This window comes from Rhizobium leguminosarum, assembly GCF_019798305.1.
In the GTDB taxonomy this organism is placed as follows: Bacteria; Pseudomonadota; Alphaproteobacteria; order Rhizobiales; family Rhizobiaceae; genus Rhizobium; species Rhizobium leguminosarum_U.
The window spans coordinates 695,118-717,136 of record NZ_JAAXDD010000001.1 but is presented as its reverse complement, the minus strand read 5'-3'; the positions used below and the strand labels follow the sequence as shown (position 1 = coordinate 717,136).

Below are 22,019 nucleotides of genomic sequence, written 5' to 3'. Positions count from 1 at the left end.
TACCGGCATGAGCATGGCAACGGATGATGGTGTGAGGGTCCAGCCGCTTCTTTCGCTTCGCGGCATCAACATGACATTCGGCGGTGTGAAGGCACTGAAAAACGTCTCCTTCGAAGTCTTGCCTGGCGAGGTGCATTGCTTGGCCGGCGAGAATGGTTCCGGCAAGAGCACCCTTATCAAGGTGATCTCCGGCGTCTATCGGCCTGCAGACGGTGCCGAGATCGTCTTCGACGGTGAGGCTATATCCCACATGACGCCTGGCATGGCCCAGTCCCGCGGCATCCAGATCATCTGGCAGGACCTCGCACTCTTTCCGGAAATGAGCGTGGCTGAGAATATCGCCTTCCAGACCCTTTCCGGTTCGCGCCCGCGCTTCGTCAACTATGCGGCGATCCGCGGCATAGCCGAGGAGGCGCTCGCCCGGCTTGGCATCACCCTCGATGTCGATAGACCCCTCAAGGACTTCGCCATCGCCCAGCGTCAGATCGTCGCCATCGCCCGCGCGCTGGTCGGAGAGGCCCGCATCGTCTTCATGGACGAGCCGACCGCCTCGCTCACTCAGTCGGAGACCGATCATCTGCTGGCGATTGTGCGCACGCTGTCGGCCTCGGGCGTTGCCGTGGTTTTCGTCAGCCATCGTCTTGCGGAAGTGCTGGACATCTCCTCGCGCATCACGGTACTGCGCGATGGCGCGCTGGTCGGGGTCTATCCGGTGGAGGGCATGACCCAGTCTAAGATCACCGAGCTGATGACCGGGCGCACCTTCGACCAGAATGTTCTCGCCCGCGACGTATCGCAGAACCCGGTCCTGCTCTCCGTCAGCAAGCTTTCCCGGTCTGGCGAGTTCGAGGACATCTCCTTTGATCTGCGCCGTGGAGAGACGCTCGGGATCACCGGCCTGCTCGGCTCCGGGCGCACCGAACTTGCGCTGACGCTATTCGGCATGCGCAAGCCCGCCGCCGGAACGATCGTGTTGGAGGGAAAGCCGATGCACTTTGCCTCCAACCGCGAGGCGATCACATCAGGCGTCGCCTATCTCTCCGAAGACCGCCTGTCGCTCGGTCTCAACCAGCCACAATCCATCGCCGACAATCTGGTCATGGCCTCGCTCAATCGTATTCTAAGCCGCCGGCTCATTTCGCCGGAAAAGAAGCGCTCGCTGGTCGCGCGCTGGATCGCCGATCTCGGCGTCAGAATCGGCAAGCAGGACGATGCGATCTCGACGCTTTCGGGCGGCAACCAGCAGCGCGTCGCGATCGCCAAATGGCTCGCCACCGATCCCAAGGTGCTGATCCTCGATGCGCCTACCGTCGGCGTCGATGTTGGCGCCCGCGCCGGCATCTTCGAAATCGTTGCACGCCTCGCCCAGGCGGGGCTTGCGATCATTCTGATTTCGGACGAGGTGCCGGAGGTCTATTTCAACGCCGATCGGATCATCCATATGGAAAAGGGCCGCATCGCCGGCTGGCACGATCCGCGCGCGACCACACTGAAGGACCTGGAGGCGGCGGTCTATGCGTAAGCTGTTCCTGTCCCATACGACGGAATTCGTGTTGTTTGCCGTCATCATCGCGATGAGCCTTGTCCTGGCCTTTATGACCGACCGTTTTTTTACGCTCGGCAATGTCTTCGACCTGCTCAATATCAGCGCGGTCAACATCATTTTTGCCGTCGGCCTGCTGGTGGTGCTGATATCAGGTGGGATCGACATCTCCTTCGCCGTCGCCGCCTCGATCGTGCAATATGTCACCGCACTTGCGCTCGAGCGGATCGGCGGGGGCGGATGGGTATCCGGCTTCCTGATTGCGGCCGGCATCGGCATCGTGCTCGGCGTGATCAACGCCTTCCTGATCCACCGCTTCCGCATCATCTCGATCGTCGCGACGATCGCGACCTTCAATGTCTATTTCGGCTTGCTGATGTTTTTCACCAAGGGGGTGTCGATCTACAATCTGCCCGACTGGCTGACGAGCCGCGTCATCATCTACGAGCGCGAAATGGCCGATGGGAGCTGGGCTGAGATCACGTTGCCGGTCGTCGTCATGGCCGTCTGCACGCTGGCCACCTGGTTCTTCATTGCCCGCACGACGACCGGCCGGCAGCTCTATGCCTTCGGCGACAATCCGGAAGGCGCGCGCCGCTTCGGCATCAATATCGGCGCCATGCAGTTCATCGCCTTCGGCTGGCTTGGACTGATGGCAGGCATCGCCGGGCTCATGCAGGCGCATTATGCGCAGGAGGTCGTGCCGAACGCACTCTATGGCCGCGAGCTCGATGTCCTGGCTGCAGTGGTGCTCGGCGGCGCGCGGCTGGGTGGCGGCAAGGGCTCCGTGCTCGGTTGCGTGCTGGGCGTGCTGCTCGTCTCGATCACCCAGAACGGCCTCAACTTGATGGGCGTCTCGCCCTTCGCCTTCAAGATGATCGTCGGCGCGATCATCCTCGTGGCGATCACCTTGTCGAGCGCCCGCATCGGCAATCTGGTGCCGGTGTTTGCGACCCGCAAATCGACCGGCGGCAGGCCTGCAGACAGGGGAGAGAGCTGATGAACGCGCTCGCCGCCCGCTTCAACGCCATCTTCGGGGCCGACATGGCCGGTCCCCTCGCCGCGCTGGCGGTGGTGCTTGTCGTCTTCGGTTTCGCTTCGCCGCATTTCCTGACGGGCGCGACCTTCGGCTCGGTCGCCTTTCAACTTCCCGAGCTTGGCGTCCTGACGCTTGCCATGCTGATGCCGATCCTCACCGGCGGCCTCAACCTTGCGATCACCTTCACCGCCAACATCGCCGGCCTGACGCTTGCCTGGACGCTGCAGGCCAATGGCGGCATCGACGCAGGCCCGGGCGCCTTCCTGCTCGGCTCGGCTCTGGCGCTTGCCGTCGGCGCGGCAAGCGGCCTGGTCATGGGCCTGGTCATCGCCTTTACCCGCGCCCATCCCATCCTCGTTTCGCTGTCGATGATGATCTTCCTGCGCGGCCTCGGCGAGTTCCTGACACGCGGCGGCGATATCTCGGGCTTCCCCACCTTCATCGCTCCGATCGGCCACGGCAGCCTCCTCGGCATCCCCGTCCCGTTGCTGATCCTGATCGCCTGTGTGATCGCCAGCCACATCCTGCTCTCGCGCTCCAAGCTTGGCTTTTCCACCTATATGATCGGCTCCAATATCGAGTCTGCCCGCTATTCCGGCATCAACACCCGCAAGGTCCTGGTGCTGGTCTACATGCTCTCCGGCGTGATGGCGGCGGTTGCCGGCATCATCATGCTTGCCCGCTTCAATTCGGTGCGTGTCGGCCACGGCGAATCCTATCTGCTGATCACCGTGCTCGCCTGCTTTCTCGGCGGCATCAATCCCTTCGGCGGCTTCGGCCGCGTCCTGCCCGTCTTCGTGGCGCTCATCGTCCTGCAGCTCCTCTCTTCGGGGCTCAACCTGCTCGGCGCCAACCAGCATCTCACCACTGCCGTCTGGGGCATCCTGCTCATCGTCGTGATGGTGCTGCGCTGGCTCTCGGCCAAGTTCGTCAAAATCGTGAAATAGGAGATACGACCATGGAAGGTTTCGGCGTTCACACCAGCATGTGGACCATGAACTGGGATCGCGCAGGCGCCGAAAAGGCGATTACCGGAGCCGTGCACTACAAGATGGATTTCATCGAGATCGCGCTGCTCAATGCGCCTGCCGTCGATGCCAAACACACCCGCGACCTTCTTGAAAAGAACAAGCTGCGCGCCGTCTGCTCGCTCGGTCTGCCGGAGCATGCCTGGGCCTCCGTCCGCCCGGATGCAGCAATCGAGCACCTGAAGGTTGCGATCGAAAAGACTGCGGAGATGAACGCCGAGGCGCTCTCGGGCGTCATCTTCGGCGGCATTGGCGAGCGCACCGGCTTGCCACCGACGCAAGGCGAATACGACAACATCGCCAAGGTGCTCGACGCAGCAGCAAAACATGCTGGGAAGTACGGCATCCAACTCGGCGTCGAGGCCGTGAACCGCTACGAGAACCACCTGATCAACTCGGCGCAGCAGGCCGTCGACATGGTGGAGCGTGTCGGCGCGGACAACGTCTTCGTTCACCTCGACACCTACCATATGAATATCGAGGAGAAGGGTGCGGCAAACGGCATCCTGATTGCCCGCGATCACCTGAAGTACATCCACCTTTCCGAAAGCGACCGCGGCACGCCGGGCTACGGCAACATTCCATGGGATGCGATCTATGCTGCGCTCGCCGCAATCGGCTTCAAGGGCGGACTTGCGATGGAGAGCTTCATCAATATGCCGCCCGAGGTCGCCTATGGCCTGGCCGTCTGGCGCCCCGTCGCACGCGATATGGAAGAGGTCATGGACAGGGGCCTGCCGTTCCTGCGCAACAAGGCGGAACAATACGGTCTCATCTGACCCCAGTTGCCGGATATCGCCCATTCGGTTGTAGCTTTAGATCGAGGCTGATGCTGGCCGTCTGCCATTGGTCACAAGCCGCAACCGTAGCGTCCACATGGGGTGTTTGACTGAAGAGATCTCGCCATCGCCGGCAGAGGACCGTGCCGGCGGCCCACCTCTTCAGCACATCCCCTGAATATCATTTGGCCTCGGGCAGGCGAAATGACTGTCAAGAAATATCATACTGTTTGTGATATTGTTATTATTGCTTGTTACATTCTTCCTCCTATGCCATTTTTGCCTATTAAAATAAGACGCTTGAACGGCTCACGCCCGGGCTCTAGTTTCGAAGAGATGGCGGCGTTTCGATCGACCATCGATATGGGGGAATCTTGGATGGCACGCATTACGCTGAGGCAACTGCTCGACCATGCTGCGGAGGAAGGCTACGGCGTTCCCGCTTTCAACATCAACAATATGGAGCAGGCGCTGGCCATCATGGAAGCCGCCGACGCGTGTCAGGCGCCGGTTATCATGCAGGCGTCGCGCGGAGCCCGCGCCTATGCCCATGACATCATGCTGAAACACATGATGGACGCCGTCGTCGAAATCTATCCGCATATTCCCGTCTGCGTGCATCTCGATCACGGCAACGATCCCTCCAACTGCATGACGGCGATCCAGGCGGGCTTCACCTCGGTGATGATGGATGGTTCGCTGAAGGCGGACGCCAAGACGCCCGCCGACTGGGCCTATAATGTCGGCGTCACCAAGATGGTGACCGATATGGCGCATTTCGGCGGCATCTCGGTGGAAGGCGAACTCGGCGTTCTCGGTTCTCTCGAGACCGGCATGGGCGAGGCCGAGGACGGCCACGGCGCCGAGGGCAAGCTTTCGCACGACCAGCTGCTGACCGATCCAGACGAAGCCGTGAAGTTCGTGCGTGAAACCAAGGTTGATGCGCTTGCCATCGCGATGGGCACATCGCATGGCGCCTACAAGTTCACCCGCAAGCCGGACGGTTCGGTGCTTGCAATGAACGTCATCGAAGAAATTCACCGTAAGCTCCCGAACACGCATCTCGTCATGCACGGCTCGTCCTCGGTCCCAATCGAGCTGCAGGAGATCATCAATAAATATGGCGGTCAGATGAAGCCGACATGGGGAGTCCCGGTCGAAGAAATCCAGCGCGGCATCAAGAACGGCGTGCGCAAGGTCAACATCGACACCGATGGCAGAATGGCGATGACCGGTCAGATCCGCCGCGTGCTGCAGGAGGACCCAAGCGAGTTCGACCCGCGCAAATATCTAAAGCCGGCAATGACGGCGCTGAGCAAGCTCTGCAAGGAGCGCTTCGAACAGTTCGGCACTGCCGGCATGGCCGGCCGCATCACGCCCCTTCCCGTTTCGGAAATGGCGAAGCGTTACAAGTCCGGTTCTCTCGATCCGGCTTTTTCCTGAAACTGGGCTAGCCCGAGGCCGGGCGGGGTGCCCTTTCCGGCTCGGCGGCAACCTTGCCTGTCAGTGCTTGGCCGTGGAAGCGGCTCAGCTGGCTGACAACGTCCTCGATTTCGCTTGCCGTTCGGTCGGCGTTCCAATCGAGGGCCGTCCTGGCAACGCCGGCAATTTCCCGCAAGCCTTCCAGCGTCAACCGGCCCTCGATCGCAAGCGTCGTGCGGCGCATCACGATGTCCGACAGATGGACGACGAGTTCATTCCGGGCGATCCAGTCGATCTCCCGGAAACTGTAACGCGGCGCACCGGTCAGGCGCTGTTGGTCGGAATAGCTTGAAGGGGAGGAAAGCAGTGCCACAGCCGTCGTGCCGTAGCGGCCGAGCAGTTCCTCGGCACGCTCGGCAGCAACGCCGCCGCGTGTCGCGGCATCGCTGATCCAGGCGTTACGCTGAGCATCAGCCGGAAAGGCCTTGCCGCCGCCGATCGCCAGATAGCGCGTCGACTGGCTGCGGCGGCGCTGCAGCCGGGAGAGAATGGTGTCGGCGACCTCTTCCGCAAAGCCGCGGAACGTCGTCCACTTGCCTCCGACCAGCGAAATGATCGGAAACGGTCTGCCGCTTTCTGGCTCCTTTACCGGCGCGGAGTGGTCGCGGCTGATCAGCCCCGGTGCGGTCGCATCCGATGCCGGCAGCGGGCGGATGCCGCTATAGCTGTAAACGATCTGATCGCGATCGAAGCGCAGCGTCGGCAGCAGCGAGCGGATGCTTTCGAGGAAATATTCCGTTTCGGGCTCCTCGCAGGAGACATTGTCCGGATCACCTGCCGGAATGTCGGTCGAGCCGACCAGCGCCAACCCGAGATAGTCGTAGACCAGGCAGATGCGGCCGTCGTCGGCTTCGAAATAGATCATGTGGCCGTTGAGGCTTCGCACCAATTCGGGATGGTCAAGCAGGATATGAGAACCCTTCGTGCCGCCGATCAGGTGCGATGGAGCGCCGAGCAAAGTGTTGACGTGATCGATCCAAGGACCTGCCGCATTGACGACCAGCTTGGGAGCGACGCTGAACTCGCGACCATCGGGTTGCCGGAAGGTCAAACGCCCTTCTGAAACGGCAGCCAGTGTCGCGAAATTTGCCGCGAGGCTTCTCGCATTCGCGTCGAGACCATCGCTCACGAGTTCATAGACGAGCCGTTCCGGCCTGCTGATCTTGGCGTCGTAATAGATGCCGCCGGCGACGATGGCAGGGGTAATATGCGGCATTTCCTTGCGCGCCTGTTTCTTCAGGATCAGCCGGTGGCGCGGCATGACCTGGTCGCGAGAACCGAAAAAGTCGTAGAGCCGAAGCCCGATCTTGATCAGAACGGCACCGCGGCTGCGTGGCGCCGTCTTCGACCCAAGGAGCGTCCGGATCGCTGCCCAGATGCCGCGCGTCCAGGAAAACACCGGAATGAAGGTCGGCAGCGGCTCGACGCAATGCGGCGCGTTCTTGAGCAGGAGGTTGCGCTCAAGCGTCGACTGCGCCACCAGCCCGAACTCACCCGTTTCCAGATATTTCAGGCCGCCGTGAATGAGCCGCGATGGTGCGGCGCTCGTGCCGGAACTAAAGTCGGCCTTGTCGACGATCAGGCAATTGACACCCTGTAGCGAGAGGTCGCGGAACAGTCCGGCACCGTTGATGCCCGCCCCGATGATCAAAACGTCGATATCGTTCTCGCCGAGGTTCGAGAAGCGCTGCTGCAAATCGGGGGTCATGCTCATCGTCCTAAATCGCCCGCCGCAGCAGGCATTTGTCTTTTCAGTTTGCCGATTGCTCCGGCGCAAGCGCGGCAATCCTAGGCCAAAGGGGGATCATCGCGTCGGCAATATCGCGGAACACCCGGTAACGCTTTTCATAATCCGCGCTGCGCACTGCATCGGGCCGGCAAGTTTTCGCGATGGAAGCCGTGTCGCGCGGATCGCTCTGCGGATCGGCAAAGACGCCGACACCCGACCCGGCACAAAGCGCAGCACCCCAGGCGGCGGCCTCATCCGTCTCGGTGACCGTGACCGGCATGCCAAGCACATCGGCAAACATCTGCACGACGGCAGGATTGCGCGAGACGCCACCGGCGAGCCGCGCCTGATCGAAGGCAAAGCCGTCGCGAAGCGCGTCGACATGGATGCGATGATTGAAAGCGATGCCCTCAAGCACGGCGCGCAGCATATCGCCGCGGTCGTGCCATCCACCGAGCCCGAAGAAGCCGGCGCTGGCTGCTGCGCCATAAGGCGAGCCGAACAGATAGGGATGGAAGAGCGCCGTCGAGGGGCGCTCGAAGGCGGCGTCGATCTCGGGCGCCAGCAGGGCGTGGATCGAGTTGCCTTGCATCTCGCCATTCATTCGCTCGGCAGCGCAGAGCGTATCCAGAAACCAGTCGTAATTGGCTGTCGAGGCCGGGGAGATCGACATGCTGTTCCAGATGCCGGGCGCAATCCCGTTGCGGCAGAACCAGCGTCGATCGACACGCGGTTCCGACGAAAGCGTCTCGTTGATCGAATAGGTCCCGGCAATGACTGCGACAACGCCCTTGGCATAGCCCCCTGCCCCGAGCGCCGAGGCCGTGACGTCGTGCAGACCGGCAACGACAGGCGTCCCTTCGGCAAGGCCCGTCAGCTGCGCGGCTTCACGGGTCAGGCGTCCGACGATCTGGTCGGAGCGCGAGGCTGGCGGCAGGGCGTGGACGAGATCCTGCAATCCAAACAGCTGCAGGGCGTCCTCGCTGTAGTTCTGCGTTTTGACATTGGTGAAGGAGGTGCTGGCTTCGGTGCGGTCCGTACCGATGATCCCGGTGAGGCAGAACCGCAGCCAGTCCTTGCAGCTGCAGAAATGGCCGATGCGCTTATAGCGTTCAGGCTCCATTTCGCGGATCCACGCAAGCAATGCCGATGGCGCGGAGACGTGCGGGATCTGTCCCGTCAGTTCGATCGCCAGGTCGGCGACGTCGCTTTTCTTCCACCGGTCGACGATCGCCCCTGCCCGGCTGTCCAGCGAGAGAATGGCCCGGCCGAGCGGCTTCCGGGCGTCATCGAGCAGGTAGATGCCGTCTCCATGCGCGGTAGCGGCAATGCCCTCTATGTCGCTTGCCGGTCGCCCGCTGAGTGAAATCGCTTCCCGGATGGCATCGGCCGTCGCGTTCCACAATTCATCCATGTCACGCTCGATATGGCGGGCCTTCGGAATGAACTGCGTGACGCGGCGCCGGGCGGCTGCAAGCGGCGTGCCGTCGATATCGAAGATGACCGCCTTGGTGACTGTCAAACCACTATCGATCCCGAGCAGTGTCGGCATTTAAATTTACCTCACGAGGAGCAACGGGTCGGCGCCGTCAGGAGCGCCCTCCGGCGCCCTTGGCGATGACCACGTTGATATCTCTGGACCGCATGCGGTCGATGTGCACCGGCTGGGTCTTGTCGTCGACGATAACGACGTCGAACTCATCCAGTGCTGCGAAACTGTGGAGCGCACGCCGTTCGAACTTGGTATGATCGGCAAGCAGGATGCGCTTTACGGAGCAGTCGAACATGGCGCGCTTGGTATCGACTGTCTCGGGAGACTGGTGCAGCACCGTGCCATCGCTGATCGCCGACATCGAGATGAATGCGACATCTGCCCTGAGAGCCTTGATCTCGTTGATGGTCATGCGACCCATGAAGGCATTGCACCAATTGTAATATTGGCCGCCGAGGGCGAGCAGCGTCACGTCGTGCAGGCCCGTCAGCGCATTCATCAGGGTCAGGGAATTGGTAATTGCGGTGACCGGTACCTTCGAAGGCAAATGCGCCGCCATCTGAAGTACCGTGGTCGAGTCATCGAAAAAGATCGCCTGTCCCGGTTCGACGAATTGCATTGCCGCCTCGGCGATCAGCTTCTTTTCCGCCGACTGGCGGTTGGAGCGGTAGACGTCGCTGGATTCGATGAGATTGGTCGCCGCCGCAGTGACGATGCCGCGTGTCTTCCTGAAGAGGCCGCGGCTGACGAGTTCATCGACATCGCGGTGAGCCGTCATCAGGCTGATCCCAAAGCGGTCGGTCAGGTCTTCAATCCGCATCGAGCCTTCACCCATCACAGCTTCTGCAATCATGCGGCGGCGCGCAATCTGGCGCGTCTGCCGGCTGTCGCTGGTGAGCTGGTCCAACAGATCGTCGTCCCGGCTGGTCTTCTGTGTCACGGGTCACCCCTGTCGCTGAATAATGGATCCCAGCTTCGTACAGCGATTGCCGCGCCAAGGCAAAAAGGCGAAACACAACTGGCGGTTGGACCGCCGGCCATAGCTTCGAGCATGAAAATGAGGGCGCTCTTGCGAGCGCCCTTTACCGTTTTACTGCGACAGGACGAACGGGCCAGTGTATTTGTCGATGTTGTCCTTGGTGATCAACAGGCAATCGAAGAGCTGCTTCTCGCTCTTGGCACCCGTGTTACCCGTCTTGATCAGATTGTCGGCCTGCTTGACCGCTTCTTCGGAAAAGACGGCAACCGGTTGGAGGACGGTGTATTGGAGTTCGCCCGCCTTGATGGCAGCAACGGCATCCGGTGAACCGTCGAAGCCGCCGACCTTCACATTGGCGAGCTTGCCGGCTTCCTTGAGTGCGGCAATCGCACCAAGCGCCATTTCGTCATTGCCCGAGATGACGCCGACGATATCCGGGTTGGCCTGCAGCATGGACTGCATCTTGTTGTGGCCCTGGGTGCGGTCCCAGTTGGCAACTTCCTTGGCGACCTTCTTCAGATCCGGATACTGCGAAAGGACAGTCTCGTAGCCATTCGACCGCGTTGCCGCGTTGTTGTCGGACGGAGCGCCGAAGAGTTCGGCATAGTTGCCCTTGTCGCCGATTGCTTCGACCCATTGCTGTGCGCCGAGGGCGGCGCCCTGTGCGTTGTTGGAAACAAGCTGCGCCTTGGCCAGGCCTTCCTGGTTGATTTCGGCGTTGACGAGGATGACCGGGATGCCGGCAGCAACGGCCTTCTTGACCGCACCGACGGAACCGTCGGCGTTTGCCGGGTCGAGGATAATCGCCACCGACTTGTTGGTGATCGCCGTATCGATCAGGTTGCTTTCGGTATTGGTGTCACCCTTGTGGGCGTTGACCGAGGCCGTATAGCCGAGCTTCTCGGCGGTTGCCTTGGCGACATTGCCTTCCGTCAGCCAATAGGGATTCGACGGATCGTTGACGATGATCGTCATCATGCCCGCTGCCCAAGCCGAGCTTGCCAGAAGCGGTGCTACGGCCGCGGCGGCCAGAAGTATGCGCATGCCTTTCTTAAACATAGTCTCTCTCCCATTCGTGAGCTCAGTTATTGCCGGTGATCCGGCGTTGCTTTCCCCAATCGGCTTTCTGGACTCCAGGCTGCCGTCGTGGATAAGTTTCGATCTCAGCCGTCAGGACGATTTGACCCGGCGGCCGTATTGGATGCTGTTCATGAGGACGGCGAGAACGATCACAGCGCCGGTAAATACTGTCTGCCAGTAGGCCGAGACACCGATGATCACGAGGCCGTCCGAAAGGAAACCGATGACGAAGGCGCCGAGCATCGTGCCGCGAACCGTACCGCGGCCGCCGGTCAGCGCCGCGCCGCCGATGACCACGGCTGCGATCGCCGTCAGCTCGTAGGTTGTGCCTGCCGTCGGGCCGGCGGAGGTCAGCTGCGAGGAGAGGACCAGGCCGGCGATTGCGGCACAGACGCCCGAAAGCACATAGACGATGATCTTCACGCGCTTCACCGGAACGCCGGAGAGATCGGCAGCACGCTCGTTCCCACCTGAGGCGTAGAGCCAGCGGCCGAAGGCGGTGCGGCTCAGCACGATGCCGCAAATGATGGCGAGAACCGCGAGCACGATGACGCCGATCGGAATGCCTGCGAGGCGGTTGAAGCCGAGCCAGTCGAAGCCGGTATTGCCGAGTTCCGGACGGCCACCGAGATTGTTGTAGGTCAGGCCGTTTGTCATCAAGAGCGCGATACCGCGGGCGACGTAGAGCACGCCGAGCGAGGCGACGAAGGCCGGCACCTTGAGATAGGCGATCAGCACGCCGTTGACCGCACCGACCAGCGCGCCGAGCGCACATGTGATGACGACGACGGCCCAGACCGGCGGGTAGAGGATGACGCCGAAATAGGTGAGCGTGACGCCGTGCATCAGGAAACCGGCAATGCAACCCGCAAGCCCCAGTGTCGAGCCGACCGACAGATCGATGCCGCCATTGAGGATAACGAGCAGCATGCCGATCGCCAGAATGCCGAAGATCGCGACGTGCGACGCCATGATCAGGAAGTTGTTCAGCGTGAAGTAATAGGGCGACAGGAACGAGAAGACCGCGATGATGACGATCAGCGCGAAGAAGGCCCGGCCCTCCAGGATGAGACGCACGATATTGGTGTTGCGCTTCGGCCCGCTGGAAACTGATTTCTTTTCGGTGACGTTCGTGACTGACATAATCAGTGCTCCATAATCCAGGCTAGTGCGCGATCACGGCTTCGCCGGAGGCGGCCATGATCTTTTCCTTGGTGACATCTGAGCCGAACTCGGCCGATATCCTGCCGCGGTGCATGACGATGATGCGGTGTGCGATACTCAGGCATTCATTGACTTCGGACGTCGAATAGATGACCGCCAATCCCTGCTTGGCGCGCTCCGCGAGCAATTTGAAAACTTCCGCCTTGGCGCCGATGTCGATGCCGCGGCTTGGCTCATCAAGCAGGATGACCTTCGGCTGGGTTGCCAGCATCTTGCCGATGACGACCTTCTGCTGGTTGCCGCCGGAGAGCGAGCCGATCGAAGCCGCACCGCCATCGGTTTTCACATGCACCCGCCGGATCGCGTCATTGACGAGATCGCGCTCCCGATGGCCGGAGGTGAAAAGCCCTTTGGTGAAGGCGCGGATACTCGCAAGCGACAGATTGGAGCCGACCGTCATCGTCTGGACGAGGCCGTCGCGCTGGCGATCTTCGGGCACGAGCACGAGACCGCTGGCAATGCGCCTGGCGATGCTGAGCGCACTGACGTCCTGTCCTTCGAGCAGAACCTGTCCGCCACTTGCGCGCAGACGTCCGGCAATGCACTCGAGCAGTTCCGTGCGCCCCGCCCCCATCAGCCCGTAGATGCAGACGATTTCGCCGGCACGCACCTTGAGAGACAGACGATCGACTGCATTATAAGCAGCGCCGGAGGGACCGGGGACACTGAGGTTTTCGATGGAAAGCGAGACGTTTCCGAACGGGTGATCCTCCGGTGGGCTGCCAAGGTCGAAATTCTCGCCGACCATGTTGCGGACGATCCATTCGAGATCGATATCCTTGCGCTCGGCATAGGCCGTCATGTTTCCGTCGCGCAGAACGACGGCGTGATTGGTGATCTGCAGCGCCTCTTCCAGATGATGCGATATGTAGACGATCGACACGCCGCGGCTCGTCAGGTCGTGGATGACCTTGAAGAGCACTTCCACCTCCGTCGCGCTCAGCGCCGAGGTCGGCTCGTCCATGATCAGGATGCGCGAATTGACGGAGAGTGCCCGTGCAATCTCGACGATCTGCTGCTGGCCGAGGCGAAGATCCTCGACGCGCGTCAGCGGATCGATGTCTTCCTCGAGCTCTTCCATCAGCGCCCGGGTCTGACGCTCCTCTTCAGCGAAGTCGACGACACCGCCCTTGATGATCTCCCGGCCCATGAAAATATTGTCGCGGACACTCAGATTGGGGGCCAGGCTGAGCTCCTGGTGAATGATCGAGATCCCGCACTCGCGCGCATGGGTCGATGAGCTAAAGCTGATCGGTGAGCCGTCGAGAATGATCTTGCCGGAGCTTGGCTGCGCCACACCCGAAAGGATCTTCATCAAGGTCGACTTGCCTGCGCCGTTCTCTCCGAACAGCGTTGTGACCTGGCCGCGATGGATGTCGAAGTTCACTCCCTTGAGGGCGTGAACGCTGCCGTAGGATTTTGCGATATTGCGGGCGGCGAGGACGACCTCGCCTTTCGGCCCGTTGTTGCGTTGCGGCTGGCTCATTTGAGCTCAACCTTCACCGGCGTGACCAGCCAGTTCTTCGGGTTGATGAGCTTGAAGACGCCGACCACGGTCGCCTGCTTTCCGTCCAGGGCGTCAGCATCCAGGCCCGCAAAAACCGCCTTCTTCATCTCGTTATTGATGGCCGAGCCGGCATCCTGATACTGGATCTGGTTGGTAAACTGGCCGAATTCGATGGTGCCGGTTGCATCGCGGAGGTCCGTGCCGTTGACCGCAGGGCCGGTCTGGACACGGACCACCGTCTCGGGAGGCAACCCATCGATCTTCATTTCGTTGGTGTTCGACTTGCGGGCGCCGAAAACGCCGGTCAGCGTGACGGGAATGACCGGTCCGGTGCTCGTCGCAGTGCCGTATTTCTCGGCCGCCGCCTTCTTGTCGGCGGCAATGGCGGCCGCGAGATCGGCGGCTGCAATCGCCCGCTCCTCGACATTTGCTTTGATCTTCGGGAATTGCTCGGCGCCGAAGGTTTCCGGAGAGAATGCCTGCTGGCGCACATCGTTTTCGGAGCCGATCTTGACCACCGTCGTGTCGAAGGCGATCGCTGCAACGACGATGACCGCCAACGCCGCGCTGACAAGGAGCCCGCGATTGCCGCTGCTCGGCTTTGATGCTGCATGATCGGGTGAGGTACTCATGTCCGGACGGCCTTTGGCTTGGAATGGCAAGATGGAGAGGGCTAGCGAGATGATGATCGCAGGCGGCCTGGAGCATTGCGCCGCACCGGATCAGAAACCGGCGGGCCACCCGCAAGAGCGCAACTCTGGACGAATATTCGCATTGGAAGCCTCCTCAACAAGACCGGCGGCTGTCTCCTCCAACCGCCTGGGCCTGCAAATTCTCCATCAGGAAGCGCATTCCGTGATAGAAGTATGTTAGTTATGCCGTAAATGATGTTATATATTTTATCAGCTGTCAACGGCACTTTCGCGGCAACTCGACTGGAACGCATGACCTCACATCTTGGTCATCACGCTGCAGCGCAGCAAAAAGCGACGGAAAATGCAGACATTTTGACATTTGTCACTCAGCCGCAAAGTGGCGCCATCCATATGTTTTTAATGCAATATACGACAGATGAAACATTGCGTGCACTGCCGCTTTTGATGCCGCCCCCCGCTGGCGCGACGGCGCGCAAGCAAACTCCTTGCTCTTCTATTTTAGATGAAAAAAATTACATCGCTAGAAAAATCTTACTGGCATTGTGGTATCTTTATGTTATCTTTTCGAGCGAGCTCAGGGAGGTTTCAGCTGCGCGCCGTCTGGGATTTGTCAAAAGCGGCGCGCTTGCCGTTGCCCATGGACGAGCCGACGTTGGCAGCCGGATGCATCATCCCAGAGAGTTTAGGGATCGGGAGGACTTCAGATGAATTTGATGCGCGTATTGCCCGCCGCGGCGCTTGCGGTGGTGGCGAGATAGGCCTGCGATGACATCGACCCAGAAGATCATCATTGGCATAGATGCCGGCACCTCGGTCATCAAGGCCGTCGCCTTCGATCTGTCCGGCCGCCAGATCGCCACGGCCTCCGTTCGCAACCGATACGCCACCGGAGACGATGGGTCGGCAACGCAGTCGCTGGATCAGACCTGGCTCGATTGCGCCAGCGCGTTGCTTGGTCTCGGCGAAAAAGTCCCCGATCTTGCGTCACGCACCGCAGCCATCGCCGTCACCGGACAGGGCGACGGCACCTGGCTCGTCGGCCGCGCCAATAGGCCGGTTGCCGATGCCTGGCTATGGCTCGACGCGCGCGCCGCAACGACGGTTACGGCACTCGCCGGCGGAACGCAGAATCGTGCCCGCTTCGAGGCGACCGGCACCGGCCTCAACACTTGCCAGCAGGGTGCGCAACTCGCCCATATGGACCGCTTCACGCCGGATCTTCTCGATCGGGCGGAGACGGCACTGCACTGCAAGGACTGGCTCTATCTCAACCTAACAGGCGTGCGGGCAACCGATCCATCGGAGGCAAGTTTCACCTTTGGCAATTTCAGGACGCGCCAGTATGATGCCGTCGTCATCGACGCGCTCGGCCTTGACCACAGGCGCGGGCTCCTGCCCGAAATCATCGACGGCAGCGAGATCAGTCACCCGCTGACATCGGAGGCGGCGAAGGCCTGCGGGCTTCTTGCCGGAACGCCGGTCTGCCTCGGCTATGTCGACATGGTGATGACGGCGCTTGGTGCAGGTGTGCGCAGCGGCGCTCGCAACGCTGCCTGCTCGACGATCGGCTCCACCGGCGTGCATTTGCGCGCCAAGTCCGTTGCCGACGTTCAGCTCAATCGCGAGGGCACCGGCTATGTGATCGCCCTGCCTATCCCCGGCATCGTCACTCAGGTCCAGACCAATATGGGCGCCACGATCAACATCGACTGGATCCTCGATGTCGCCGCCTATCTGATGGCCGAGGCAGGCAAGCCTGCTTTGCATGCAGACCTCATTGCACGCATTGACGGCTGGTTTGCAGAAAGCCGACCGGGGTCGGTACTTTACCACCCCTACATTTCCGAGGCGGGCGAACGTGGGCCTTTCGTCAACGCCAATGCGCGCGCGGGCTTCACTGGGCTTTCGATGCGCCACGGCTTCCCTGACCTGCTGCGCAGCGTGGTCGAAGGGTTGGGTCTTGCCACTCGCGACTGCTACGCGGCGATGGGTGCGATGCCCGAAGAACTGCGGGTCACAGGCGGGGCAACACGCTCCGTCGCCCTTCGCCGTTCACTCTCGGCCGCCGTTAACGCACCGATCCGCCAGTCGCGCCGCGAGGAGACGGGGGCGGCCGGCGTGGCGATGATGGCCGCGGTGGCTGTCGGCGTCTATTCCAGCATGGACGATTGCATTGCCGACTGGGTGACGCCGCTGCTTGGCGATCCGGAGACACCGGATGCCAGCGAGGCCCACCGGTTCGACCGGCTCTTTTCTGCCTATACCGATGTGCGCCAGGCAATGGCGCCCGCCTGGGACAAGCTTGCCGCAGCCGCAACGACGTCGCCGGTGGGCGCGCAATTCTGATGCAGCAGGCATCGAAGGAGCATGACATGACCGAACCCGAACTCCTGGATCTCTTCATCATCGGCGGAGGCATCAACGGCGCGGGGATAGCACGCGATGCTGCCGGCCGCGGCCTGAAGGTCGTGCTGTGCGAAAAGGACGATCTAGCCCAGGGAACCTCGTCGCGCTCGGGCAAGCTGGTGCATGGCGGCCTGCGTTACCTCGAATATTACGAATTCCGCCTGGTGCGTGAGGCGCTGATCGAGCGTGAAGTGCTGCTCAACGCCGCGCCGCATATCATCTGGCCGATGCGCTTCGTCCTGCCGCACAGCCCGGAGGATCGCCCCGCATGGCTCGTGCGGCTCGGCCTCTTCCTCTATGATCATCTCGGCGGCCGCAAGAAGCTGCCCGGGACCCGCACGCTCAACCTGCTCCGCGACCCGGAAGGCACGCCGATCCTCGATCAATACACACGCGGCTTTGAATATTCCGATTGCTGGGTCGACGACGCCCGCCTCGTGACCTTGAACGCGGTCAGCGCAGCGGAAAACGGCGCTCTGGTTCTCACCCGCTCGCCGGCCGTGTCGGCCCGTCGCGAGAATGGCGGTTGGACCGTGGTCACGAAAAGCAACGCCACGGGCGAGATGCGAACCTTCCGTGCCAAATGTCTGGTGAACTGCGCCGGCCCCTGGGTGATGGACATCATCAATCGCGTCGCCGGTTCGAACTCCGGCCGCAATGTCCGCCTCGTCAAGGGCAGCCACATCATCGTGCCGAAGTTCTGGGCAGGCGCCAATGCCTATCTGGTGCAGAACCACGACAAACGCGTCATTTTCATCAATCCCTACGAGGGCGACAAGGCGCTGATCGGGACGACCGACATCGCCTACGAAGGCCGGGCCGAGGATGTCGCCGCCGACGAGACGGAGATCGAGTATCTGCTCAAGGCGGTCAATCGCTACTTCAAGGAAAAGCTGCGTCGCCACGACGTGCTGCACAGCTTCTCCGGCGTGCGCCCGCTGTTTGACGATGGCAAGGGCAACCCGTCCGCCGTTACCCGCGACTATGTCTTCGATCTCGACGAGACAGGCGGCGCTCCGCTGCTCAACGTCTTCGGCGGCAAGATCACCACATTCCGCGAGCTTGCCGAACGCGGCATGCAGCGTCTCAAGCATATTTTCCCGAATATGGGAGGCGACTGGACTGAGAAAGCGCCGCTGCCGGGCGGCGAGATTCCGAATGCCGATTACGAGAGCTTCGCCAACAGCCTGCGCGATATTTATCCCTGGATGCCGCGCAAGCTCGTGCATCACTACGGCCGTCTCTATGGCGCCCGCGCCAGGAATGTGGTTGCCGGTGCGACGGGCATAGAAGGGCTCGGACGGCATTTCGGCGGACAGCTCTATGAGGCCGAGGCCCGCTATCTCGTCGCCACGGAATGGGCCGAAACGGCGGACGACATCCTCTATCGCCGCACCAAACACTACCTCCATCTGAACGAAGCGGAGCGCGCGGCCTTTGGCGAGTGGTTTGCTTCAACCCGCCTTGCCGCCGCCTGAAGGATGCCGCCATGCCGCTGACCCTTTCGCTCAATACCAATCCGCTGGTGAACCGCTTCGCCGACCCAGACGATCTGATCGATACGGTTGCGCGTGACCTGCGGATCCGCGACCTTCAACTGACCCACGAGTTCATCAATCCGAGCTGGCAGGCGCCCGTGATCAGCCGCCTGACGCGCACGATGAGCGCTGCACTGAATCGCACCGGCGTGCGGGTCACCTCGGGCATGACGGGCCCCTATGGGCGCCTCAACCATTTCGGACATCCGGATGCCGATGTGCGCCGCTACTACGTCGACTGGTTCAAGACCTTTGCCGACATCACCGCCGATCTCGGCGGCCATTCGGTCGGCACGCAATTTGCGATCTTCACCTATAAGGACTTCGACGATCCGGCCAGACGCGAGGAACTGATCAAGATCGCCATCGATTGTTGGGCCGATGTCGCCGATCATGCGCGCGCCGCAGGCCTCTCCTACTTGTTCTGGGAGCCGATGAGCATCGGCCGCGAGTTCGGCGAGACGATCGGCGCTTGCCTGTCGCTGCAGGAGCGTCTAACAGGCGCCGGGATGGCTATCCCGATGTGGATGATGGCGGATATCGATCATGGCGACATCACCTCCGCCAATCCCGACGACTACGACCCCTATGCCTGGGCACGCGCCGTCCCGCCGGTATCTCCGATCATCCACATTAAACAGAGCTTGATGGACAAGGGCGGGCACCGGCCCTTTATCGCCGAATTCAACGCCAAGGGCCGCATACAGCCGGCAGCTCTGCTCCAGGCGCTGGCCGAAGGTGGGGCGAAGGACAATGAAATCTGCCTGGAACTTTCCTTCAAGGAACGCGAGCCGAACGATCGCCAGGTCATCCCGCAGATTGCCGAAAGCGTCGCCTTCTGGGCGCCGCATATCGACACCGGCGTCGCTGACTTGAACATCTGAGGCGGAGATCTTTAAAAGGCAGCACTGCGATACGGCGGAATCGCCGCATGACCTTCGAAAAGGAGCCGTGATGACGGACGCCGATGATACGCTTGCCGTGCGTGCTGCCTGGCTTCACTATGCCGGTGGTCTGACGCAGTCCGATGTTGCTCGCCGCCTCGGCGTGCCGTCGGTAAAGGCCCATCGCCTCATCGCCAGAGCGGTCGCCGATGGCGTCGTCAAAGTCACCATCGACGGGGATATCGTCGAGTGTGTCGAGCTGGAGATGCGGCTATCGGAACGGTTCGGGCTTCAATATTGCGAGGTCGCACCCGATCTCGGCGAGGAAGGCTTGCCGCTGCGCGCACTCGGCCATGCCGGCGCCGGCTATCTCAAGCGCGAGATCGAGCGCGGCGACAATACGGTCATCGGCCTTGGTCATGGCCGCACGCTTTCCGCCGCCGTCCAATATATGCCGAGGGTGAGCGCGAAGAACTTGCGTTTCGTCTCATTGCTTGGCGGGCTGACACGAAATTACGGCGCCAATCCCTATGACGTGATGCATCGCATCGCCGAAAAGACCGGCGCCCATGCCTATGTCATGCCGGTTCCCTTTTTCGCCAATACCGGCGAGGACCGCGAAGTGCTGAAGGCGCAGCGGGCCGTCAAGGAGGTCTTCGACCTTGCCAATAATGCCGACCTGAAGCTCGTCGGCCTGGGCACTGTCGATGCCGAGGCGCAGCTGGTTTTGTCCGGGATGGTCGAACCCGGTGAAATCGACGACATTGCCACTGCCGGCGGCGTCGGCGAAATCCTCGGACATTTTTTCGACGCCGACGGCCATATCCTCGACACCGCGCTGACGGCGCGCACGCTCTCCGCGTCTTTCCCCAAAACCAAGAAAGAGCGGCTCGTGGCGCTGGCGGGCGGACAGTCGAAAGTGTCGGCCATCCGGGCAATTCTGAATAGCCGCCGCCTTTTCGGGCTGATCACCGACGAGCGAACCGCGCAGGCGCTGCTGAAGTAGCTACGGAAACACAACAATATTTTGATCGCAAAATCACAGAATAAATGTTGATTATCACGCAAACTACGTTATCTTAACATTAAGCGAGGGTGGAGACCGGGATGAGGCGGGAAGAGCGGCAGCAGTTGATCGTCAACCTGCTCGTCGAAAACAAGACCGTCGATCTCGACGACCTTGCCGATCGCTTCACTGTGTCAAAGATGACGATCCATCGCGATCTCGACGATCTCGAGCAGGCCGGCGTCCTGCGCAAGGTTCGCGGCGGCGCGACCATTGACGCCGGAACGCAGTTCGAAAGCGACTTCCGCATTCGCGAACGCCAGGGCAACGAAGCCAAGCTGGCTATGGCTCAGACCGCGCTGGAACTGGTCGAACCGGGGATGACGGTGATGGTAAATGACGGCTCGATGGCGGCCGTGCTCGGCGAAATGCTGCTGCAGAAGCGGCCGCTGACCTTGATCACCAACAACGCGGCGATCATGGAGCGGTTGAAAGGCGAAGCCGGCATCGCGCTGATCGCGCTTGGCGGTATCTATTCGGCGAAATTCAACGCCTATCTCGGCGTCGTCACCGAGGAGGCACTGTCGCGGCTGAGGGCCGACATCGCCTTCATTTCAACGCCCGCCGTCAGCGGCGCGCGCGCCTATCACATGGACGATAACGTCGTGCGCGCCAAACGGGCGATGATCGCGTCGTCGACCAGGACCTGCCTTCTGGTCAACCATCAGCGCATCGGCCACACCGCCCTGCATGTCATGGCGGATCTGGCCGACTTCGACGCGATTATCACCGACAGCGCACCAGATGCTGCTGTCCTGGAAGAATTCGAGCAAGCGGGCATTACGCTCACCATCGCATCAACGCAGGATCCGACATGACCGAAAAGCCGCGCTTCTGGATTGGCACCAGCTGGAAGATGAACAAGACGCTTGCTGAAGCCGAACACTTCGCCCGCGGTCTCGAAGCTGCCGACGCCGCGCGCGACCCGCGTATCCAGCGCTTCGTCATTCCGTCTTTCACTGCCGTGCGCGAGGTCAAGGCGATGCTTGCCAAAACCTCGGTGAAGGTCGGCGCCCAGAACATGCATTGGGCCGACCAGGGTGCCTGGACCGGCGAAGTCTCGCCGGTAATGCTGAAGGACTGCAATCTCGATCTCGTCGAGCTCGGTCATTCGGAACGGCGCGAACATTTTGGTGAGACCGACGAGACTGTGGGTCTGAAGACTGAAGCGGCCGTTCGCCACGGTCTCGTTCCGCTGATCTGCATTGGCGAGACGCTTTCCGACCGCGAAAGCGGAAAGGCTGCCGACATCCTCGCGACCCAGGTGCGCGGCGCGCTTTCGAAACTTTCGGGCGCCCAGAAAAGCGCCGAAATCCTGCTCGCCTACGAGCCGGTCTGGGCGATCGGCGAGAAAGGCATTCCGGCGACTGCGGATTATGCCGATGCCCGCCAGTCTGAAATCATCGCCGTTGCCGAAACGGTGCTGGGCCGGAAGATCCCCTGCCTTTATGGTGGGTCGGTCAACCCGCAGAACTGCGAAGAACTGATTTCGAGCCCGCATATCGACGGGCTCTTCATCGGCCGTTCGGCCTGGAATGTCGAAGGTTACCTCGACATCCTGGCCAAATGCGCCGCCAAACTCTGAGG

The 22,019-nt window shown here is 61.5% G+C and carries 19 protein-coding genes; 12 read left to right on the top strand and 7 right to left on the bottom strand.

Annotation, left to right across the window (positions count from 1 at the left end; all coding sequences use genetic code 11):
* The first annotated feature begins 7 nt into the window (after nucleotides 1-7).
* The 5 genes from HFO99_RS03300 (at nucleotide 8) to fba (ending at nucleotide 5,832) form a co-directional block, all read left to right on the top strand.
* Nucleotides 8-1,522 carry a sugar ABC transporter ATP-binding protein gene (locus HFO99_RS03300; RefSeq protein ID WP_222359216.1) on the top strand — a complete coding sequence of 505 codons (1,515 nt, stop codon included), beginning with the start codon at nucleotides 8-10 and terminating at the stop codon, nucleotides 1,520-1,522.
* Nucleotides 1,515-2,543 carry an ABC transporter permease gene (locus HFO99_RS03295; RefSeq protein WP_222359214.1) on the top strand — a complete coding sequence of 343 codons (1,029 nt, stop codon included), beginning with the start codon at nucleotides 1,515-1,517 and terminating at the stop codon, nucleotides 2,541-2,543. The genes HFO99_RS03300 and HFO99_RS03295 overlap by 8 nt, the downstream gene beginning before the upstream one ends.
* Complete coding sequence (locus HFO99_RS03290) at nucleotides 2,543-3,529, top strand: ABC transporter permease (protein WP_222331994.1); 987 nt, start codon at nucleotides 2,543-2,545, stop codon at nucleotides 3,527-3,529. Before HFO99_RS03295 ends, HFO99_RS03290 begins: the two co-directional genes overlap by 1 nt.
* A gap of 11 nt (nucleotides 3,530-3,540) precedes the next feature.
* Nucleotides 3,541-4,389, top strand: coding sequence for a sugar phosphate isomerase/epimerase family protein (locus tag HFO99_RS03285; RefSeq protein WP_222359212.1), 849 nt, complete (start codon nucleotides 3,541-3,543; stop codon nucleotides 4,387-4,389).
* Nucleotides 4,390-4,767: 378 nt separating this feature from the next.
* Nucleotides 4,768-5,832, top strand: a complete 1,065-nt coding sequence (gene fba / locus HFO99_RS03280; RefSeq protein ID WP_222331996.1) for a class II fructose-bisphosphate aldolase — start codon at nucleotides 4,768-4,770, stop codon at nucleotides 5,830-5,832.
* Between the two features lie 7 nt (nucleotides 5,833-5,839).
* On the opposite strand, the gene HFO99_RS03275 is transcribed toward fba, so the two are convergent.
* The 7 genes from HFO99_RS03275 to HFO99_RS03245 form a co-directional block, all read right to left on the bottom strand.
* Nucleotides 5,840-7,585, bottom strand: coding sequence for a glycerol-3-phosphate dehydrogenase/oxidase (locus HFO99_RS03275; protein ID WP_222359210.1), 1,746 nt, complete (start codon nucleotides 7,583-7,585; stop codon nucleotides 5,840-5,842).
* A 37-nt stretch (nucleotides 7,586-7,622) separates the two neighbouring features.
* A complete protein-coding gene (locus HFO99_RS03270; protein ID WP_222359208.1) occupies nucleotides 7,623-9,152 on the bottom strand; it encodes an FGGY-family carbohydrate kinase in 1,530 nt (509 codons plus the stop codon).
* Between the two features lie 37 nt (nucleotides 9,153-9,189).
* Nucleotides 9,190-10,032: a DeoR/GlpR family DNA-binding transcription regulator gene (locus HFO99_RS03265; protein ID WP_003562490.1), complete on the bottom strand. Its 843-nt coding sequence runs from the start codon at nucleotides 10,030-10,032 to the stop codon at nucleotides 9,190-9,192.
* A gap of 150 nt (nucleotides 10,033-10,182) precedes the next feature.
* On the bottom strand, nucleotides 10,183-11,130 hold the full coding sequence (locus tag HFO99_RS03260; protein ID WP_012755626.1) for a D-ribose ABC transporter substrate-binding protein: 948 nt from the start codon (nucleotides 11,128-11,130) through the stop codon (nucleotides 10,183-10,185).
* Nucleotides 11,131-11,241: 111 nt separating this feature from the next.
* Nucleotides 11,242-12,294: an ABC transporter permease gene (locus HFO99_RS03255; protein WP_003562489.1), complete on the bottom strand. Its 1,053-nt coding sequence runs from the start codon at nucleotides 12,292-12,294 to the stop codon at nucleotides 11,242-11,244.
* A gap of 22 nt (nucleotides 12,295-12,316) precedes the next feature.
* Nucleotides 12,317-13,861 carry a sugar ABC transporter ATP-binding protein gene (locus HFO99_RS03250; RefSeq protein ID WP_222359206.1) on the bottom strand — a complete coding sequence of 515 codons (1,545 nt, stop codon included), beginning with the start codon at nucleotides 13,859-13,861 and terminating at the stop codon, nucleotides 12,317-12,319.
* On the bottom strand, nucleotides 13,858-14,514 hold the full coding sequence (locus tag HFO99_RS03245; protein WP_012755628.1) for a DUF2291 domain-containing protein: 657 nt from the start codon (nucleotides 14,512-14,514) through the stop codon (nucleotides 13,858-13,860). Before HFO99_RS03245 ends, HFO99_RS03250 begins: the two co-directional genes overlap by 4 nt.
* A gap of 312 nt (nucleotides 14,515-14,826) precedes the next feature.
* Here HFO99_RS03245 and HFO99_RS03240 point away from each other — a divergent pair, with 312 nt between their 5' ends.
* The 7 genes from HFO99_RS03240 (at nucleotide 14,827) to HFO99_RS03210 (ending at nucleotide 22,017) form a co-directional block, all read left to right on the top strand.
* Nucleotides 14,827-15,246, top strand: a complete 420-nt coding sequence (locus HFO99_RS03240) for a hypothetical protein (RefSeq protein ID WP_222359204.1) — start codon at nucleotides 14,827-14,829, stop codon at nucleotides 15,244-15,246.
* A gap of 57 nt (nucleotides 15,247-15,303) precedes the next feature.
* Nucleotides 15,304-16,884, top strand: coding sequence for an FGGY-family carbohydrate kinase (locus HFO99_RS03235; RefSeq protein ID WP_261322958.1), 1,581 nt, complete (start codon nucleotides 15,304-15,306; stop codon nucleotides 16,882-16,884).
* Nucleotides 16,885-16,910: 26 nt separating this feature from the next.
* Entirely contained in the window at nucleotides 16,911-18,422 is a 1,512-nt protein-coding gene (locus tag HFO99_RS03230; RefSeq protein ID WP_128449364.1) for a glycerol-3-phosphate dehydrogenase, read from the top strand.
* 11 nt (nucleotides 18,423-18,433) lie between these two features.
* Nucleotides 18,434-19,366 carry a sugar phosphate isomerase/epimerase family protein gene (locus HFO99_RS03225; protein WP_128438836.1) on the top strand — a complete coding sequence of 311 codons (933 nt, stop codon included), beginning with the start codon at nucleotides 18,434-18,436 and terminating at the stop codon, nucleotides 19,364-19,366.
* Nucleotides 19,367-19,436: 70 nt separating this feature from the next.
* Entirely contained in the window at nucleotides 19,437-20,372 is a 936-nt protein-coding gene (locus tag HFO99_RS03220) for a sugar-binding transcriptional regulator (RefSeq protein WP_222359199.1), read from the top strand.
* A gap of 101 nt (nucleotides 20,373-20,473) precedes the next feature.
* Entirely contained in the window at nucleotides 20,474-21,250 is a 777-nt protein-coding gene (locus HFO99_RS03215; protein WP_128406706.1) for a DeoR/GlpR family DNA-binding transcription regulator, read from the top strand.
* A complete protein-coding gene (locus HFO99_RS03210; protein ID WP_017996197.1) occupies nucleotides 21,247-22,017 on the top strand; it encodes a triose-phosphate isomerase in 771 nt (256 codons plus the stop codon). Before HFO99_RS03215 ends, HFO99_RS03210 begins: the two co-directional genes overlap by 4 nt.
* The last annotated feature ends 2 nt before the right edge of the window (nucleotides 22,018-22,019 follow it).